The 18,476-nt window shown below is 74.6% G+C and carries 14 protein-coding genes; 5 read left to right on the top strand and 9 right to left on the bottom strand.

The features are described from left to right. Positions 1–12 precede the first annotated feature (12 nt). The 4 genes from SROS_RS31130 to SROS_RS31110 are packed head-to-tail and all read right to left on the bottom strand — an operon-like array spanning position 13 to position 6,973. On the bottom strand, positions 13–1,359 hold the full coding sequence (locus tag SROS_RS31130) for a threonine/serine exporter family protein (RefSeq protein ID WP_012892897.1): 1,347 nt from the start codon (positions 1,357–1,359) through the stop codon (positions 13–15). A 40-nt stretch (positions 1,360–1,399) separates the two neighbouring features. After that, a complete protein-coding gene (locus tag SROS_RS31125; protein WP_245564343.1) occupies positions 1,400–4,570 on the bottom strand; it encodes a coiled-coil domain-containing protein in 3,171 nt (1,056 codons plus the stop codon). Positions 4,571–4,584: 14 nt separating this feature from the next. Further along, positions 4,585–5,766 (bottom strand): hypothetical protein, encoded by a 1,182-nt coding sequence (locus SROS_RS53325; RefSeq protein ID WP_012892895.1) that lies wholly within the window; start codon positions 5,764–5,766, stop codon positions 4,585–4,587. Further along, complete coding sequence (locus tag SROS_RS31110; protein ID WP_012892894.1) at positions 5,756–6,973, bottom strand: hypothetical protein; 1,218 nt, start codon at positions 6,971–6,973, stop codon at positions 5,756–5,758. The genes SROS_RS53325 and SROS_RS31110 overlap by 11 nt, the downstream gene beginning before the upstream one ends. Before the next feature lie 247 nt (positions 6,974–7,220). Between SROS_RS31110 and SROS_RS46330 the strand changes: the two genes are divergently transcribed. The 3 genes from SROS_RS46330 to SROS_RS31095 all read left to right on the top strand — a co-directional run bounded on the left by SROS_RS46330 (position 7,221) and on the right by SROS_RS31095 (position 10,588). Beyond that, positions 7,221–8,459 carry a winged helix DNA-binding domain-containing protein gene (locus tag SROS_RS46330; RefSeq protein ID WP_012892893.1) on the top strand — a complete coding sequence of 413 codons (1,239 nt, stop codon included), beginning with the start codon at positions 7,221–7,223 and terminating at the stop codon, positions 8,457–8,459. Positions 8,460–8,585: 126 nt separating this feature from the next. Then, on the top strand, positions 8,586–9,728 hold the full coding sequence (locus tag SROS_RS31100) for a helix-turn-helix domain-containing protein (RefSeq protein ID WP_012892892.1): 1,143 nt from the start codon (positions 8,586–8,588) through the stop codon (positions 9,726–9,728). A gap of 98 nt (positions 9,729–9,826) precedes the next feature. Next, entirely contained in the window at positions 9,827–10,588 is a 762-nt protein-coding gene (locus SROS_RS31095; RefSeq protein WP_012892891.1) for an SAM-dependent methyltransferase, read from the top strand. Positions 10,589–10,639: 51 nt separating this feature from the next. Here SROS_RS31095 and SROS_RS31090 read toward each other — a convergent pair whose 3' ends face one another. Next, on the bottom strand, positions 10,640–11,803 hold the full coding sequence (locus SROS_RS31090) for a cytochrome P450 (RefSeq protein ID WP_012892890.1): 1,164 nt from the start codon (positions 11,801–11,803) through the stop codon (positions 10,640–10,642). Positions 11,804–12,080: 277 nt separating this feature from the next. Between SROS_RS31090 and SROS_RS31085 the strand changes: the two genes are divergently transcribed. Next, positions 12,081–12,764 (top strand): response regulator transcription factor, encoded by a 684-nt coding sequence (locus tag SROS_RS31085; protein WP_012892889.1) that lies wholly within the window; start codon positions 12,081–12,083, stop codon positions 12,762–12,764. Between the two features lie 16 nt (positions 12,765–12,780). On the opposite strand, the gene SROS_RS31080 is transcribed toward SROS_RS31085, so the two are convergent. Continuing rightward, positions 12,781–14,781, bottom strand: a complete 2,001-nt coding sequence (locus SROS_RS31080) for a prolyl oligopeptidase family serine peptidase (protein WP_012892888.1) — start codon at positions 14,779–14,781, stop codon at positions 12,781–12,783. Beyond that, on the bottom strand, positions 14,778–15,710 hold the full coding sequence (locus SROS_RS53320) for an ATP-binding cassette domain-containing protein (protein WP_012892887.1): 933 nt from the start codon (positions 15,708–15,710) through the stop codon (positions 14,778–14,780). Before SROS_RS53320 ends, SROS_RS31080 begins: the two co-directional genes overlap by 4 nt. Here SROS_RS53320 and SROS_RS53315 point away from each other — a divergent pair. Then, positions 15,697–16,584 carry a hypothetical protein gene (locus SROS_RS53315; RefSeq protein WP_081453256.1) on the top strand — a complete coding sequence of 296 codons (888 nt, stop codon included), beginning with the start codon at positions 15,697–15,699 and terminating at the stop codon, positions 16,582–16,584. The two genes, SROS_RS53320 and SROS_RS53315, sit on opposite strands and share 14 nt — an antisense overlap. On the opposite strand, the gene SROS_RS31070 is transcribed toward SROS_RS53315, so the two are convergent. Both SROS_RS31070 and SROS_RS48835 read right to left on the bottom strand, forming a co-directional pair. Continuing rightward, positions 16,551–18,224, bottom strand: coding sequence for an ABC transporter ATP-binding protein (locus SROS_RS31070; protein WP_012892885.1), 1,674 nt, complete (start codon positions 18,222–18,224; stop codon positions 16,551–16,553). The two genes, SROS_RS53315 and SROS_RS31070, sit on opposite strands and share 34 nt — an antisense overlap. 89 nt (positions 18,225–18,313) lie before the next feature. Continuing rightward, complete coding sequence (locus SROS_RS48835) at positions 18,314–18,445, bottom strand: SapB/AmfS family lanthipeptide (RefSeq protein WP_012892884.1); 132 nt, start codon at positions 18,443–18,445, stop codon at positions 18,314–18,316. Positions 18,446–18,476: the final 31 nt, after the last annotated feature.

The following is an 18,476-nucleotide window of genomic DNA, read 5'->3' as shown; positions in this document are numbered from 1 at the left end:
CGGGGGCGCGGGTCAGTAGCCGCGGGTGCGGCGGGCGGCGGGGCGGGTGATGAACGGCCTGCGCCGGCCCGACGGCCGGCGCACGCGCCTGGTCAGGTCGGAGCCGGTCACCGCGCGCAGGATCTCCGCGCCGAGGATGACCCCGGCACCCAGGGCGAGAGCGGTCGACAGGGCCTGCAACAGGCTGACAAGTCCCTCGTCCGCATGGCCGAGGCTGGCTTCGAGCATGCCCCGGTAGAGCGCGGTGCCGGGCAGCAGCGAGCCGATCGCCGGGATTGTGACCACCATCGACGGCACCCGGGCGCGCCTGGCGTAGGCGCTGCCGAACAGGCCCACCACCGCCGCCGAGACGGCCGTCGCCAGGATGACCGGGACCTGCCAGATGTAGAGCTGGACGAAGACCACCCAGACCACCCCGCCGCCGACCGCCGCGGGGATCAGGTGGCGGGGCGGCACGAGCAGGGCGACGGCGAACGACAGCGTCAGCCCGATGGCGCCCAGGAGCTGCTCGGGCCTGATCACCAGCGGCGCGGCGGGCACGTTCTCCACGCTCAGCGGCACGCCGAGGCGGACCGCCGCGTAGAGCGTGACGCCGATCCCGGAGATGATCGCGGTCAGGATGAAGAAGATCTCGAACAGCCGGCCGGTCGCCGTGACGTACTCACCGGCGATGCCGTCCTGCACGCAGGCCACCATGGGACGTCCGGGCAGCAGCGCGACGACCGCGCCGACCACCACGGCCGAGGCCTGCACCGGCGCGTCGATCCAGATCATCAGCACCGCGACCAGCGAGCCGAGCATCGCCGCCACCGCGAGCTGGAAGAACTCCGCCACGCCCCGCCGGGCCAGCCAGGCACCGGCCCGGTCGCCCAGCACGGTGGCGGCGAACGCGGCCACCGCGACGAGCACGCCGCCGCCGACCAGGATGCTCGCCGAGGAGGCGATCAGCGCGAGCGCCGTGATCAGGACCCAGTTCGGGTAGACCGGCACGCGCCGGGTGATCTCCCTCAGCCGGGTCTCGGCGTCGTCGAGCGGCAACGATCCGCCGGAGGCCTCCCTGACCATGTCGTGGACCGCGATCAGCCGGTCGTAGTCGGGCAGGCGACGGCGGACCCGGCGCTCGGCGGTGACCGGCGCGCCGCCGTCGGAGGGGACGTGCGACAGCGTGATGGCCGACAGGTTGACGTCGGCCTCACAGTGCGGCACGCCGTAGGCGTTGGTGATCCTGCGCATGCTGCCGGCGACCGTCTCGGTGCCCTCCCCGCTGCCGAGCAGCAGCTCGCCCACGCGCAGGGCCAGCACCATGGCCCGGTAGAGGTCCTGTTGATCAGGGGCCTGCTCCAGCGGTGACGCGGACACCGATCCCCCTCAACCTCTCCCGTGCCGATCCCTGCCGAGGTTATCGGCTCACCGCGGAGGCGAGGACACGCACGCGCTCAGCGTGCCGGTCATGACCGATGATCACCGGTGGCTCGTTGTACGGCATGGCGTCGGAGGAACGGCGCAGCTTGATGTACTGCCCGCAGGCGTCGACCGCGTAGGGCTCCATGTCGTCCTGGAGCGCGCCGATCACCGTGATCCCGTAGGTCTCGCCGATCCGCCGGAACAGCGCCACGGCCTCCCTGCGGTGCTCCTTGCCGAGGTTGCGGCCCAGCTCGTCCAGGACCAGGCACAGGTGGCCGCCGCCGGAGGACGCGATCGCCGCCGCGCAGACCAGCTTCACCGCCTTCTCGTCCATCAGCGCCGTGTTGGCCCGCCGGTTGTACGGCACGAAGCCCTGCCCCTCGCCCCGGCGCCACTTGGGCGTGACCCGCCACGCCCAGCGCTGCTCCGGGTCGGCGGGCGCGGGCGGCACCGGGAACTCCAGCGTCGCGCCGTAGCCGCCGTAGGAGGTGTCCAGCTTCTCGAACTCCTCCGCGACGCGGGTCAGCCGCGCCTTGATCGCCGCGGTCAGCGCGGCCCGGTGCACGGCGGTGGACTGGGCGGCCTCCTCGGCGCCCTTGGCCGAGGCGGTCAGGTCCCACTGCCGGGTGGCGATCTGGGACTCGATCTGGCGGCGCTGGTGCCGTTCGTACTCCTCCTGGCCGCGCAGGTAGGACGAGAGGGCCGCGCAGACGCCGGGGAACGTCGCCTGCTCGCGCGCCGTACGCCCGGCGCCGGGCTCGCCGCGCTGCCTGACCAGGAAGCGCAGCTCCTCGGGCATCTCCTCGTCATCACCCGGGAAGGTGTCGCGCAGTGCCTCGTCGAGCAGCCGCTCCGCGGCCCGCCACCACTCCTCGGCCGTCAGCGGACGCTCCTGCTCGCTCAGCGCCTCCAGCCACTCGCGGGCCCCGTCGACCGTGCCGCCCCAGTCTCCGGCCAGCGCGTCCAGCCCCAGCGCGTCACGGTCCGCGGTGATCTTCGCCGCCTGGTCCCTGGCCTGGTCCCGGTCCGCCTCGTGCCGGGCCCGGCGGCCCTCCAGACGCTCGATCTCCATGTTTCTGGTCCGGGCGCGGAAGTCCAGCGTGCTCGCCCGCCGCTCGGCCTCGCCCACCTTCGGCCCGATCTCGGCCAGCGCCCCGGCCAGCTCGGCGAGCGTGGCCCGCCGCTCGGCCATCCGCCGCTCGATGTCGGCCAGCTGCACGGCGGCCCGGGCACCCTCCAGCCGCCGGCCCGCTTCGGCCACCCCGTCCTCGGCGACCCGTACGGCTCCGGCGGCCGTCTCCTGCGTGTCCCGTGCCCGGTGCAGCCGCTGCTCGGCGGCCTTGATGCGGGCCTCCCGGCCGGTGGCCACCGCCTCGAACGAGCCCACGACGGTAACGCCCGCCGCGCTGACCAGCACCGACCCGGGCAGGGCCCGCAGCGCCCGCGCCGCGGCCTCCAGATCGGCCACGTCCACGATCACCGCGTGCTCCTGCGGCCACCCGCGAGCCCCCAGGGCCGCCGCCCCCTGCCCCGCGCCGGGGGCCGTCTCGTCGTCGCGGGCGTGCTCGGCCACGTCGATCGCGTCGAGCAGCCCGGTCGCCCCGACGCCGGCCTCGGTGAGCGCGTTGAGCTGGGCCGCCGCCGGGCCGCCCTCGGCGTCGTCGAGGGCGGCCCCGGCCCCCTCGACCTCCCGGTCGGCCACGCCCAGCGCCTTCAGCGCCTCGTTGAGCCGGAGCCTGGCCTGAGCCAGCTCGGCGTCGGCGGTCCTCACGTCGCGGCCGTCGGCCAGCCGCCGCTGCTCCTCCAGCCCCGGGATCCAGCCGCGCAGCTCGTCCACCGCGTTCTCCGCCACGGCCCGGTCGGCGTCCAGCTTGGCCGCGCGGGACTGCAGGGAGGTCAGCTCCCTGCGGGCCTCGGCCAGGGCGCGCTCCATCGTGTCGTCCTTGAGCGTGGCGATCTCGGCCCTGATCATGTTGATCGCCTCCACCGCGCGCTCGCCCGCCGCGCGCGAGCGCTCCAGGTCGCCGGCGAGCGCCTCGTCCCGCCGCGCCGCGTCGGCGAGCCTGCGGGCCAGCCGCCCCCGCCAGCAGCGCAGCGCGTCCGCCAGCCGTACCCGGGCCCGGTCGCGCCGGTCGAAGGTCTCCAGCAGCGTCCGCGACTCGTCCTCGAACTCCTTGAGCAGCTCCACGGCCCGCGCCGCCCGCACCCGCTTGACGTGCTCGTCGCGCCGGGCCTCCCGCTCCTGGTCGAGCTCGGCGTCCAGCCCGGTCAGCGCGGCGATCGCCTCGAAGACCCGCTCCGGGGAGATCTCGTTGAGCGGCTGGGAGAGCAGGTTCGTGGCGACCTTGCTCCGCACCGAGGTGGACAGGAACGACACGCACCTGACCCGGTCGCCGTACAGGAACCTGGTCAGGTCGCGCGCCACCACGTCACGGCGTCCCGCCGAGCGGGGCAGCGTCGCCCACACCTCGTCGGCCCGCGCCACCCGCTCCGCCTCGGAGGCGGCCGCCGCCACGCGCACCCCCTGGATCCACCTGATCTCCAGGTGCGGCGCCTCCTGGTTGACCCGCAGCCACACCGTCACCGCGTCGTCCACGGAGTCGGCCCCGGCGAAGACGCCGACGATGTAGCCGTGGTCGGCGCTGGCCCACGACCTGCCGCCGCCGCCGGCGGCGAGCTCGGCGTTGAACAGCAGCTCGGAGACCGCCTTGGCGCCGGAGGCGAAACGCCACTGCTCGTCGCCGAGCAGCGCGGTGATCATCGCGATGAACGAGGACTTGCCCGCGCCGTTGGAGTCCTTCGGCCCCGCGCCCGCGACCACGATCAGCGTGCCCGGCACGGTCGGCACCGGATGGGTCGACAGCCGGGAGATGTTGACCGCCTGCACGGCGATCAGCACGCGGTCCCCGACCACGTTCTCGCTCGGAGCGGCGGCCCGGACCTCTACGGGAACCAGGCTCGCCTGGCTCCCGTGCGCCGGCCGCGCGGCCTCGGCGCCCTGGGCCGGGTCCGGCCCGCTCCCGCGCGGGCTCCTCGCCGCGGGGCCCGGTGGCTCGGCCGGTCCCCCCTGGCTCGCGTGTGCCCGCTCCGCGCTCTCGGCGGCCCGGGCCGCGGCTGCTCCGCGCTTCCGCGGGCTCTTCGCGGCCTGGCCAGGCTGTTCGGTCAACCCCGTCTTTCCTTTCATCGGCGGTTCGCCCGCACTGCCGCCGCCAGCGGGGTGTGCGGTCCCGCGGCGAGGATCAGCTCTTCCTGCAGGCCCCGTCTGGCCTGCGGGGTCAGTCGGTGGAACTGCGGGCCCGGGGTGTATCCCCCGGCCTCCTCTCCCGCCTTGACCTGGGTCACCAGGCCCGCGTGGCGCAGGGTCCGGAGCGCGGCCTCCAGCTCCCCGATCGGGAGCCTGGTGTGCCGCCGCAGCTCCTCGACCTGGGCGGGGAACGGCGACAGCCAGCTGTCGGCGGGCAGCAGGCCGTCGGCCCGGGGGATCGCCACCGAATGGATCAGCACGAGCACCAGCACCGCCCGCTCGGCCTCGCCCACCGTCGTGCCCGTCACGGCGGTCACCTCGGGGGCGTAGCCCGAGGTCCACGCCTCGCGGTCCTGGATCAGGACGCGGCCGCGCCGTTGCAGCATCTCCGCGAGAGCGCGGCGGAGCACCGGGTCGCGCAGCGCGGGCAGGCGCGCCTCGTGGACCGGCTCGGCGGCGTGCTCCACCGCTATGAACGCCGCCACGATCTCGGCCCGGCGCCGCTCGTCGAACGGGCCGAGCAGATCCTCGTCCACGTCCTCGGGAGGCGCGACGCTCGCGGCCGTCTCGGCGGGGGCCCGCCCGTCCGCCGGGAGCACCTCCAGCCCGGTGAGCCCCTCGTCGCCGGTGGGCAACCGGCGCATCAACTCCCTGAGCTGGGCGTGGGACTCGGAGGGCCAGCAGGCGCAGCGGGGGCCGAGCCGTACGACACCGTCCTCCACCTCCAGCCAGGCCGAGTCGTGCAGGCGGCGCAGCGCGCCGATCGCCCAGTTGCGCATGAGGTCGTCGCCGCGGCCGATCAGGGCCCGGTAGGCCGACAGCACATCCTCCACCGGCGCGGGGGCACCCGGCCACGGGTCGGCGCCCAGATCGGTCCAGCAGCACTTCAGCGCCGCGGCCAGCACCCGCCGGGTCTCCCCGGATCGTTCCACGTTCACCGGCGCGACCTGGTATTCCTCCAGCAGCGACGGGGTCGCCCCGTCCGGCCAGACCTGCAGCGCCAGGCCCGTCCCGTCGCCGTGCGCCAGCCGGACCATGCCCCGGGGGGCGGGCTCACCGGCGCCGAGCGGGAGCGGACCGGTCGCCCTGGCCCGCGCGTGTGCCTGCTCAGGCGTCATGGCCGGTCCTCTCCAGGTAGCCGTGGGACAGCCAGGCGGGCTCGGTGCCGGGGTCGGCGGTGAGGGAGTCGGACCAGCGCAGGCGGTAGGGGGACTCCGGGCGCAGGTCGGCCGAGACGAGATCGGCCAGCAGGCGGCGGGCGGAGACCCACTCGCCGTCGGCGGTGAGCAGCTCCTCCAGCCGGGCGGAGGAGCGCCCGGCGAGCGCGGCCTCGGCGACGGCGGTCAGGTGGTCGAGACCCCCGGTGCCGGGATCGTGGGAGTCGGCGGGGCCGGGGTCGGGCAGGGCCGAGCGCGGGGGAGTGGGCTGGGCGGGCGCGGGCCGGGGACTCTCGTCCACCGCCCGGACGATCGCCGCGGGGTCGTGCCAGGGGGCGGGGGCGTCGAAGACGAACCCGTCGAGCACCGCCGCGAGACGCTCCTTGGAGGCGGTCTGCGCGAAGGTGCGCCAGGTCTCCGCGGGCAGCAGGGTCAGGTTCCTGGTCGTGCCGGCGGAGTCGGCCAGGCGTCCGGCGGCGCGGCGGGAGGCGTCGCTGTAGGAGTAGATGGCGGCGCGCAGCTCGGTGCAGGTGCGGTCGAGATCCGGCCAGCGGGTGAGGATCGTGCCGTGCAGGCTCTGCGCCCTGCGGGCGATCTCCTCGGTGCCCCAGAGCTTGGGGGCCTGCTCGCGCAGCTCCTCGATGGTGCCGCCGGTCAGCGTGATCAGCTCCAGCGCCCAGAGCCGGAACGCCCGCGACAGGTTCTGCGCGCTGAGGCGGGCCTCCTCCATGGTCGTGCGGGGGTCGGCGACGTTGAGGTCCTCCAGCGCGAGCAGCCGGTGCATCTCCGACTGGCCGCCGTCGTCCATCATCCGCCGGATGAACATCAGCCCCACCACGCTGGTGAACGACGCGCGGTATCGGAGCTGGTTGGGCTTGGGGAACACCTCGCGGATCGCGCCGAGGCCCTTGAGCACCCGCAGCCGGTTCTCGAACTGGTCGAGCGGATAGGCCCGGCAGACGTGGCGCATCTGCTCGTGGGTCAGCCACTCCTCACCGGCCTCGGCGAACGCCGCGAACAGCGTTTCGGCGATGTCGACCAGCGCGGGCTCGTCGACCACCGCGCCGCTGTCGCGCGCAAGCGCGGCGAACATCCGGCGGTAGGTCGCGAGCACGGCCTCCTCGGTGAGGGCCGAGTCGAGGGTGATCTCGTGGTTCGTCTCTGGCACGCGCCCTACCGTAAGGCTTTCGCACGACAATCCCGGCCCGTACGCCGCGTGGACGGTGCCACTGCGACGGTCGCCACGGCACGCTAGGGTAACCCGGTGAACGGGGGCGAGAGCGGGTTCGTTTCGGCATGCGGGGTGGGTGACGGGTGAGGATTCCCAGGCCGAAGGGCGTTCCCGGCCCGGACCCGGCTCCGCCGTCCGGACCCCGCGGCGTGCTCCCGGTCGGGCGGTCCGCGCGGGAGGCGGCGTGAACGACCTCCGCAGAGAACGGCTCGCGGCGCAGTCGCTGCTCCGGCCCGCTCCCCTGGGAGTGCCCGGCCTCGTCGGGCGGCTGCTGGCCGTACAGGCCCAGGACGTCACCGCGGCGGCCCTGGCCTTCCGCGTCCGCTCGACCGGTCTGACCCGGGAGGACGTCGAGGCCGCCGTCCGGGAGCGTTCGATCGTCCGCGCCTGGGGGCCGCGCGGCACCCTGCACTACGTGCTGCCCGAGGACCTGGGCTGGCTGATCTCCCTGTCCGGCCCGGCGCTGGCGCGCGACGCGATCCGCCGGATCGGCCAGGAGGGGGTGGCCGGGTCGCCGGAGACGTTGCTCCCGGCCGTCGTGCGGGCCCTCGAAGGGCAGGGGCCGCTGACGAAGGCCGAGCTGGGGGAACGGCTGTCCGCGCGCGGCCTCCTCGCCACCGGACAGGCGATCGTCCATCTGGCCGCCCTGGGCGCGGCCCACGGCCTGGTCGTCCTCGGCCCCAGCGGGCGGGACGGTGTGCCCGGCGCGGGTAAGCCGACCTACGTGCACGCGGCCGACTGGCTCGGTGCCCCGGTGGCCTCCTCCCTCGACCGGGATCGCTCCCTGGCCGAACTCGCCCGCCGCTATCTGCGCGCCCACGCCCCCGCCACGTCGGCCGACCTGGCCGCCTGGTCCGGCCTGCCGCTCAGGGACGCCCGGGCCGGCTGGCGGCTGATCGCCGGCTCGCTCGACGAGCTGCCCGGGGGAGGCTGGCGCCTGCGGGGGACCGCGCCCGGGATCGAGACCGCGTCCGAGACCGCGTCCGGGTCCGGGATCGAGACCGCGCCCGGGATCGAGACCGCGTCCGAGAACGCGTCCGGGACCGGGATCGAGACCGCGTCCGGGTCCGAGACGGCGTCCGGGTTCGAGATCGCGTCCGGATCCGCGGCGGCGCCGCACGCCGTACGGCTCCTGCCCGCCTTCGACGAATACCTCCTGGGCTGGCGCACCCGCTCCGGCGTCCTGGCCGACGCCCACGCCCGCGCGGTGCACCCCGGCGGAGGCATCCTGCGTGCCACGGTGCTGGTCGACGGCGTGATCCGGGGCACCTGGAGCCTGAACGGCCCCACGCTCACGGTCTCCCCGTTCGAGGGGGAGCGGCTCCCCGTCCAGGCGGAGGCCGAGGACGTCTCCCGCTTCCTCGGCCGCCCCGTCACGCCGGTGCTGTCCCGCCGGGAGACCCCCTCCGGCCGCGGTCGCTGACCCGCCGGGCGCGGGCCCGCCGCCGCGCCGAACCGTCTGAGATTAGGGCTGTTAACTGACGGTTAACGCGCGTATTCTGAGCTCCTCGCGTCACGTACACGGTCGTTCCCGGACAGGAGGGTATGCGTGGCGAATCTCGCCGAGCGACTGGGGGAGGCGCTGCGTCACCGCGGCTATTCCACCCGGAGGGCAGCGAGAGCCGTCACCGACGCGGGAGTGCAGACCACTCACGTCTACATTCACCAGCTGAGCAAGGGCCAGCGGACCAATCCGACCCTGGAGCAGCTCACAGCGCTCGCTGTGCTGCTCCGGGTGCCTGTGGGATGGCTTGTGGGGGATGACATCCCTAGCCCTTTCTCTTCCGGCGACAGCGGTCAGGTTCTCCCCGACATCGAGGAGAACCCGCCGCGCCTCGTCGGAAAGCTCGATGTCGGCCAGCGCGCTGTTCTGGGCGAGCGGCTGCGGCTCCTGCGGGAGGCGCGCGGGCTGTCTCCGGCGCAAGCCGGGGACATGGTCGACGTCGATGAGCGGGTGGTCACGTCCATAGAGAACGGCGTCGCCGAGACTGAGACCCCACTCGACGACGTCGAAGCGCTGCTCACCCTCTATGGCGTGACCGCCCGCTTCCAGCGGGAGGCGATCCTGTCGATCGCCCGCGGCGAGCGCGGGCCCGGCTGGTGGGACATGCCCCCCATCCCGCTGTGGGTGTCGGCGACGTTCGGCCTGGAGCAGCGTGCCGAGCTGATCCGCACCTACCAGCTCCAGTTCGTCCCCCCGCTGCTGCAGACCGCCGAGTACGCGGCGGCCGCGGTCCGCGTGTCCCAGAACCCCTTCCCCCCGCCGGACCTGGTCGAGGGGGCGGTGGAGACGACCGTGCGGCGGCAGGAGGCACTGGCCCGGGAGAGCGGTCCGACGCTGTGGGCGATCGTCGACGAGGCGGCGCTGCTGCGGTGCATCGCCGGGCCGCAGGTCCAGGCCGACCAGCTGAGCCATCTGATCGGCATGTCGAAGCAGTCGCACGTCACGCTGCAGGTGACGAGGCTCGCGTCGTCCTACCTGCCGAGGTCGGCGCCGTTCACGATGTTCCGCATCCCCGGCATGGACCCGGTGGTCTCGGTCCATCAGTTCAACAATGACTTCGTGCTGGACGGCCCGGACGCGGACGGCTACCACGAGGCGTTCGCCAGGTTGACGGTGGCGGCATGCATGCCGCAGCAGACGGCCGACGTGCTCACGGAGGTCCGCGACAGGCTCCGCTGCCTGGCGTGACCGGCCTGCCCTCCCGATGGCCGCCTCCGGAGACCGCCGCCCCCGCTGAGCACTACTGTGGCGCCCACCGCCCCCCCGACAGCGAAAGGTGGTCACGCGTGAACTTCGACACGTCCAAGCCGCACCCGGCCCGCGTCTACGACTGGATGATCGGCGGGCGGGAGAACTTCCCCGCCGACCGCGAGGCCGCGCGGCGGATCCTGGAGCTCAGCCCGGACGTGCGCAGGTCGTTCGTGGAGAACCGCCGATTCCTCGGCAGGGTGGTGGGCCACCTCGTGGACCAGGGCGTCCGCCAGTTCCTCGACATCGGAGCGGGGCTGCCGGCCAGCGGCAACGTCCACGAGATCGCCCACGCGATCGCGCCCGACACGCGTGTCGTGTACGTCGACCACGACGAGATCGTCCTGGCGCACGCCCGCGCGCTCATGGCCGGCTCCGACAGGGTGCGCATCGTCGGCGGCGACGCCACGGAGCCGCAGAGGATCCTGGACGAGCCCGTGGTGCGGGACTTCATCGACTGGTCCCAGCCGGTCGGCCTGCTGATGGTGGCGCTGCTGCACTTCGTCTCCGACGAGGACGACCCCGCGCGGATCGTGGGGACCTTCCGGGACGCCCTGCCCGCGGGGAGCTTCCTGGCGATCTCCCACGGCGGGGTGGAGGGGTGGGAGGACCGCAAGGAACAGATACGGAAGGCCTCGCAGGCCTACGTGCGCACCCGCGCGGAGATCGCCGACCTGTTCGCCGGCTTCGAGCTGCTGGAGCCGGGCCTGGTCGATCTGGCGCTGTGGCGTCCCACCGCCGCCGATCCCGCTCCCACAGGACTGTACGGCGGGGTCGGCAGGCTCCCGGCCGGAGCGTGAACGCGGCCCCGGACGCGCCGGCGGGGACGGCGGAACGCCGCCGGCCGGCTCCTAGCGGAGCGTGACCGTGGTCGGCAGCGCGCGGAAGCCGCGCAGGTTCGGCGAGTGCACGAACTCGATGCCCGTCTCGTCGACGTCGTAGCCTTCCACCGCGGCGACGAGCTCCTCCAGGACGACCCTGAGCTGGAGGCGGGCCAGGGCCGCCCCGAGGCAGAAGTGCGGGCCGGACCCGAAGGCCAGAGCCTGCCCGGTGTCGCGGGTCAGGTCGTAGCGGTCCGCGTCCGGGAAGACGCGGGGGTCGCGGTTGGCGGACGCGCCGAGCAGCACCATGCGGGCGCCGGCCGGGACCGTCGTGCCGTACAGGACGGTGTCGCGGGTGAGCCGGCGGGCGACCATCTGCGCGGACCCGTCGTAGCGGAGCGTCTCCTCCACCCAGGCCGCGATCGCCCCCCGCCACGCGATCGCCCGCTGGCCGGGGTGGAGCCAGGCCTGGTACCAGGCGTTCGCCGCCAGCTTGGTCACCGACTCGTTGCCCGCGACGCCGATCAGCGAGAGCACGGCGACGATCTCGTCGTCGCCGAGCCGGTCGCCGTCGACGTCGGCCAGGACGAGCGCGCTGACGAGGTCGTCGTGCGGCCGGGCCCGCCGTTCGGCGATCAGCTCCTTGTAGGCGGCGGTCAGCGTGCCGGCGGCCTCCCAGAACGTCTGCGGTATCTCGGTGTCGCCGTCGTAGCGGGTGATGAGGATCTCGGACAGGCGCAGCATCTCCGCCCGATCCTCCCGGGGGACGCCGAGCAGCTCGGAGATGACGTACACCGGGATCGCCGACACGACCCCGGCGAAGTCGAACGTCCCCGCCTCCAGGGCCGGAGCCAGGAGCTCGCGGGCGACCGCGCGCACGGCGGGCTCCAGACCGGCCACGCGGGCGGGTGTGAAGCCCCGGGAGACGAGCGCCCGCATGCGGGTGTGGCGGGGCGGGTCCATCGCCAGGAACCCCACCAGGCCGGACGCGTCCGGGTCCCACATCTCCAGGGAGACGCCGTGGGCGCTGGAGAACAGGGCCGGGTCGCGGAACGCCGCGTTGACGTCGGCGTGCCGGGACAGCGCCCAGAAGTCCAGCTCGTCGTTGCGGTAGAGCGGCGCTCCGTCGCGGAGCCGCGCGTAGGTGGGGTAGGGGTTCTCTTGCAGCGCGTGGTCGAACGGGTTGTAGAGCAACAGGCCCTCATTCCGGCGCGGCGGACACGACCCTCATCATCAGCGAAGCGGATGATCAAGGCAATACGGTCATGCCCATCTGTCGCGCCCGCCGGGTTTCCGGACACCCGCCCGCGGTGCCCCGCGCCGGGGCACCGCCCGGCAGGACCGCGATTTCCCCGTCCGGATCGGCGGTCCGATGGTTAACTCCGCTATCCAGGGTAGTCGTCTGACTGCCCGGGGTAGCAGCAGTGACCCGGGAGACACGATTGGCTCACCGAAAAAGGGGAGACGACCGGTGATAAGCGTCCTGATCGCCGAGGACATGCATCTCATCCGCGGAGCGATGGTCGCCCTGCTCTCCGCCGAGCATGACATCAAGGTGGTCGACGAGGTCGGGCACGGCGACGACGTGGTGCCCTCGTGCCTGGTCCACCGGCCCGACCTCGCGCTCGTCGACATCGGCCTGCCCGGCACCGACGGCCTGTCCGCCACGGCGGAGCTGCGCCGCAGGCTCCCCTCGTGCAAGGCGGTGATCCTGACCGGGCTGGCGACGCCGGCGGCGCTACGGCGGGCGCTGGACGCCGGGGCGCGCGGGTTCGTCGTCAAGGACACCCCGGCCGGGCAGCTCGCCGAGTGCGTGCGCCGGGTGGTCGCCGGCGAGCGGGTCATCGACCCCGAGCTGGCTGTCGCCGCGCTCAACGCCAGGCAGAACCCGCTCACCACCCGTGAGCTGGAGGTCCTCAAGGCCGCGGCGGAAGGGGCGCCGGTCAGGGAGATCGCCGACCGGCTCTTCCTGTCCGGCGGCACGGTCCGCAACTACCTGTCGCGGATCCTCGCCAAGATCGGCGCCCGGACCCGGGTGGAGGCGGTCACCATCGCCCGCGAGGCCGGCTGGCTGTGGCCGGACGACGTGCGGGAGATCGGCCTGATCCGCTACCGGGACGGGGGGCCGGCGCTCCGGCCTTCGGAGCGGGGGTGAGGGCTCGCGAGCGCCGTCACCGCGGGACCTTCGTGAGACCGGTGTGCGCGGCCAGGAAGGCGAGCATGTCGGCCGCCAGCCCGACCGCCCGGCTGGTGGCCCGTGCCCCGTGCCCGACGTCGCTCTCGTGGCGCAGCAGGATCGGCCGGGAGCCCGAGGTCGCCCCCTGCAGCGCCGCGCACATCTTGCGGGCGTGGAAGGGGTCGACGCGGGAGTCGCCGCCGAAGGCGGTCAGCAGCGTCGCCGGATAGTCGACCCCGTCCCTGACCCGGTGGTAGGGGGAGTAGCCCAGCAGCCAGCCCAGCTGCTCCGGGTCGGAGGCCGAGCCGTACTCCGAGCGCCATGACGGGCCGAGGCCGGAACGCTCGTAGCGGACCATGTCGAGCAGCGGGGCCGAGCAGACCGCCGCGGCGAACAGGTCCGGCCGCTGCGTCACCGCGGCTCCGACCAGCAGCCCGCCGTTCGACTCGCCGCAGGCGGCCAGCTGCGCGGAGGTGGTCCACCCGTCGGCGATGAGCCGTTCCGCCGCCGCCACGAAGTCGTCGAAGACGTTCTGCTTGCCGTCGAGCATCCCGGCGCGGTGCCACTGCGCGCCCTCCTCGCCGCCGCCGCGCAGCTGGGCGAGGACGAAGACCCCTCCGGCCTCCACCCAGGGCAGGATGTAGCTGGAGTAGGAGGGGGTCAGCGAGAGCCCGAACCCGCCGTAGCCGTACAGGATCGTCGGCCGGGGACCGGTCCCCGGGCGTGCCAGCACCACCATCCGCACCGGCGTCCCGTCCGCCGAGGGGTAGACGATCCGGCGGGCCGACAGCTCCGGCACCTCGGCGGCGCCGGGCGCGGCGGCCCAGAGCGTGGTCCGGCCGGTGCGCGCGTCGTAGCGGTGCACGCTGCCGGGGGTGACGCTGTCGGTGTAGGTGAACCAGACCTCGTGCCCGTCTCCGGGGCGCACGGACATCCGCCCGGCCGAGCCGAGACCGGGCAGCGGCACCCGGCCGAGCGGCTCGCCGCCGTCCAGGTCGTGGACGCTGATCTCGCTGACCGCGTGCCGGGTCCAGCCGACCAGGAGCACCGAGTCGCCGAGGATCGCGAAGTCGCCGATCACCGCCTCCGGATCCGGTCCGACCAGGTCGAGCCAGTGCTCGGGCTCGGGACGCGCCGGGTCGGCGACGCACAGGCGGCCCCGGGGCGCGCCCATGGTGGTGAGGAGGTACAGGCGCCCGTCGGGGCCGACGGCCGGCGCCGTCACCGCGTCCGTCCCCTCCTGGATCACCCGCAGCGCGGGGCGCTCCGGGGAGGACGCGGCCAGGTCGGCCAGCCAGAGGTCGTTGCCGCCGCCGGCCGCCGCCGACACCGTCAGCCAGCGGCCGTCGTGGCTGATCCCCAGGCCGTAGGACCGGTCGGTCCCGCAGATCACCACGTCATCCCCGGCCGGGGTGCCGAGCCGGTGCAGGCACACCCTGCGGGAGCGGACGTAGAAGAACGCCTTCCCGTCCGGCAGCCACGCCACGGGCGCGTAGCGGCAGCGGTCGATGGGGCCGTCGACGATCTGCCGGGTGCCGACGTCCATGACATACAGCTCCGACCGCTCGTCACCGCTCCTGGACAGCTGGTAGGCCAGCAGCCGGCCGTCCGGGCCGGGCTGCCACTGGTCCAGCGTGGTCAGGCCGGTGGGGTCGAGCTCCACCGGGTCGACCAGCGCCTGCTCGGCCTGGCGGGGGGTGGCGGTGTAGAGCACCGCGTGCTCCTGCCGGGCCGTACGGCGCACGAAGAACCGGCGCTCCCCGCGCCAGACCGGCGGGCTGACCGTTCCGACGCCGGTGAGCTCGGAGACCCGGGCGTGCCATCCGTCGCGCCCGGCGAGCGCGGCGGCGTGGCCGCGCCACAGCTCGTCCTGGGCGGCCAGCCAGCTCCGCGTCGCCGGGCTCGACGGATCCTCCAGCCACCGGTAGGGATCGGGTACGGCACGGCCGTGGAGGTGGTCGACGATCGGCTGCCGCTCGGCGGGAGGGTAGATCATGGCACCAGCTCCTGCGTGTCCGTGGGGTTCCAGTGGCCGACCAGGTCCGCGTAGAGCGGTGAGGCGGCGAGCATCTCCGTGTGCGCTCCCAGCCGGACGCTCGTGCCGTCCATGACGAGGATCCGCCGGGCGCGCAGCGCCGAGGTCAGCCGGTGGGCGATGACGAGAAGGGTGCCGTCGCGGCGGGCGAACGCCTCCTCCGCGCGGGCCTCGGCCACCGGATCCAGATGGCAGGTCGCCTCGTCGAGGATCACCAGGCGGGCCGGGGTCAGGTAGGCGCGGGCCAGGGCGACGAGCTGGCGCTCGCCCGGCGACAGCAGGCCGGAACGGATCTCGGCGGAGTAACCGCCCAGCCGCTCCACCAGAGCGGTCAGGCCGACCGCCGTCACGGCCTCGTCCACGGCCTCCCGCGACGCCTGGGCGAGGTAGGTCAGGTTCTCCATGAGCGAGCCCCGGAAGACGTAGGCCTCCTGGGGGATGAGCACCCGGTGGGCCGGGTCGAGCCGGTCGGCCCGCACGCCGCCGACCAGGATCCGCCCCGCGTCCGGCCGGAGCACGCCCGTGACGAGCGCGGCGAGCGTGGACTTGCCGATGCCGCTGGGCCCCACCACGGCGATGTGGTCCCCGTCGGGGACGGACAGGTCGAGATCGGAGATCACCGGTTCCGCGTGCGGTCCGTAGGCGAACGTCACCCCGCACAGCCGGACGCCCGCGTCGCGGGCGGTCTCCCGTCCGGTCGCCGGGCGGGCGGGCCCGTCCGGGCTCAGGATGCGGCCGAGTGAGACGCGCAGCCGGACCCCGCTGATGCCCAGGCCCTCCACGAGGTTGCCGAGCGCCGGGGCCAGCGACTGCGTGATGTAGGCCAGCGCGCCGAGGATCACCCCGGCCCCGGCTCCCTGGCGCAGCAGCCAGGGGATGCCGGCGAGCACCAGCAGGACCGGCAGCCAGCCCCCCCACCGCCAGCGACAGCGTGCGCAGGGCGGTCACCCTGGCCAGCGAGCGCCCCGCGCCGGCCTGCTCCGTCACCTGCCGGCCGACCCGCTCGGCCACCCGGTCGCCCGCCACGCAGGCGGCGATGTCGCGCAGCCCGCCGGTCACGGCGGTGACCGCCTGGGCGGTGCGCTCGTCGGCCAGGAGGAACGCCCGCTGCCGCCGGGCCATGGCCGGGAGCGACAGCAGGAACAGGCCCAGGCCGACGACGAACGGCGGCAGCACCAGCACGAGCACCTGCGGGATCAGCGTCATCAGGCCGAGCACCACGCTCACCACGGTGAAGGCGAAGGACCTGACGACCGTGATGACCGAGGCGAAGGCGTCACGGGCCAGCTCGACCTGCAGGTTCGACCGGGCCACCGCCGCCGTGTCCGGCCCCCGCCCGGACACGGCCGACCGGTCCAGCGTGCTCTCGACGACGTGGCCGAGCAGGTCCTCCCGGAACGGCTCCACGATGGCGGCGACGGCCAGCACGACCTGCCGCGCGCCGGCCGCGGCGACCAGCCAGGCGCCGGCGAGCACGGCCAGCCAGGCGAAGCCGGTGCCCGGCCGGCCGGCGGCGAAGCCATCGTCGATCGCCCGCGCGATGGCGAGGCCGATGATGAGAGCGGGCGCGGTCTCCGCGACGGACCAGAGTCCGAGGCGGAGCAGCTGGTACGGATCCCGCCGCAGCGCCCGGCGGATCGGGCGGTTCACGGGGCCCGCCGGGGAGCGGGCGCGGTCGCCGTGCCGCACCGTGCCCTCGGGGGCCGCGGAGGACCGGGGCCGCCGGCGGCTCACGGGGCGTCCACCTGGAAGACGGCGCGATAGCCGGGGTCGTCCCACAGCACCCGGTGCCTGTCGTAGGCGCGCACCCGGCCGCCGTCCAGCCAGATCACCCGGTCGGCCGCCGCGGCGGTCGCGACCCGGTGGGCGACGATCAGCCGCGTACGGCCGCGCAGCTCGCCGGCGAGCGCCCCGCTGACCTGCCGCTCGGTGACGGTGTCCAGGCTGGAGGTGGCGTCGTCCAGGACGAGCAGGCGTTCTCCGTGCGCGAAGGCACGGGCCAGGCCGATCCGCTGTCTCTCACCGCCCGACATCGGAGCCTCCTCCACAGGGGTGTCGTATCCCAGCGGGAGCCGGCGGACGAAGGCGTCGGCGCACGCCGCGCGGGCGGCCGCGCGCACGGCCTCCGGGGCGGGACGGTCGAGGCCGAGGCCGATGGCGTCGGCGACGGTGTCGCCCACCAGGACGGGGCGCTCGAAGGCGTAGCCGACGGCCCGGCGCAGCGCCTCGGGGGAGAGGGCGGGCAGCGGCACGCCGTCGAGGCAGACCGTTCCGCGCAGAGGATCCACCAGGCGGCCGGCGAGGGCGGCCAGCAGCGACTTGCCGCTGCCGGAGCGGCCGACCACGGCCACCGCGCATCCGCCGGGGACGACGAGATCGACGCCGTCGAGACCGTCCGCGGCGACGCCGCGCAGCTCCAGGGTGCCGGGGCCGGGGCCCAGCGGCCGCCCGCCGTACGTTCTCGGACTCTCGCCGATCAGCTCCACGACCCGGCCGGCGGCCGCGCGGGCCCGGGTCAGCCGGTTGACGTAGCCCAGCGCGGCGCCGAGGCCGGCTCCGAGCACGGCGTAACGGGCGGCGGAGTACAGCTCGCCGACCGTGAGATCACCGGACGCCAGGCGCAGGCCGCCCACTCCCAGCACGGCCACCTCCAGCAGCGGAACCACGGCGCCCGCCTGGACACCGGCTCGGGCGTTGGCCCGCCACATGTCCATGGCATGGGCGCGCAGCCGGGGAAGCGCGGTGAGCACCCGTGACTTCTCCTGGGCGGCGGTGCCGGCCGCGGCGATCGTCCGGGCTCCGGCGAGGGCGTCGACCAGGCGGGCGGCGATGTCGCCCTGCGCCTCCTGGTAACCGCCGGCGATCGAGGTGGTCGCGTGGAAGAACGCCCGGAGCACGAGCGCGATGAGGACGAGGCCGGCGACCAGGGTCAGGGTCAGCCAGAAGTCGATGAGGGAGAGTGCCACGATGCTGCCCGCGGTGGGGATGACCAGCGCCGCCCCGGTGACGATCGCCTCCGGCGCGCGTCCGGCCTCCTCGGCGTTCACGCCTATCCGGGTGACCAGGTCGCCTTCGGGGAACCGGCGGGTCATCGCGGGGCCGACCCCGAGGACGTGTCGCAGGATCCGGTGGCGGAGCCATGCCGAGACCTGGGCGCCACCGGCTCCGGCGCCCCAGACGCCGAGGGTGTCACAGACCACCGCCACGACCACGATCGCGGCGCAGACGCCCAGCCAGGCCCCGCTCGCGGGTTCGGACGCCACGAGGCTGTCGACCGCCCTGCCCAGGACGGCGGGGAGTGCCAGCTCCGCGACGGCGCCGGCGACGGAGGTGAGGGCGAGGACGCCCAGCCAGGGGCCGCCACGCCGTACGGTCTGGAGCACCAGCCGATCTGCGGTCCGCATCGCTCGGCCCTCCTTAGCTCGGTCCTCCTGGGGGAAAGGGCGGTGCCCGGGACGGCCGCCGTCGCTGGCCGTCCCGGGCACCCGGTCCACTAGTGGCAGAGCAGGAGGCTGAGGTTGCTCGGCTTGTAGGACTCGCAGCCCAGGACGGTCAGGGTGCTGCCACCGCCGCCGCCGTGGCCGCCGCCGGGAGCTTCCAGGGTCTGGAGGTCGAGAAGAACCATGGGATTACCTCACTTCTTGGGGGTGTGGACG

It is taken from the genome of Streptosporangium roseum DSM 43021, from assembly GCF_000024865.1.
Classification (GTDB): Bacteria; Actinomycetota; Actinomycetes; order Streptosporangiales; family Streptosporangiaceae; genus Streptosporangium; species Streptosporangium roseum.
This window is presented reverse-complemented; position numbering and strand designations above follow the sequence as displayed.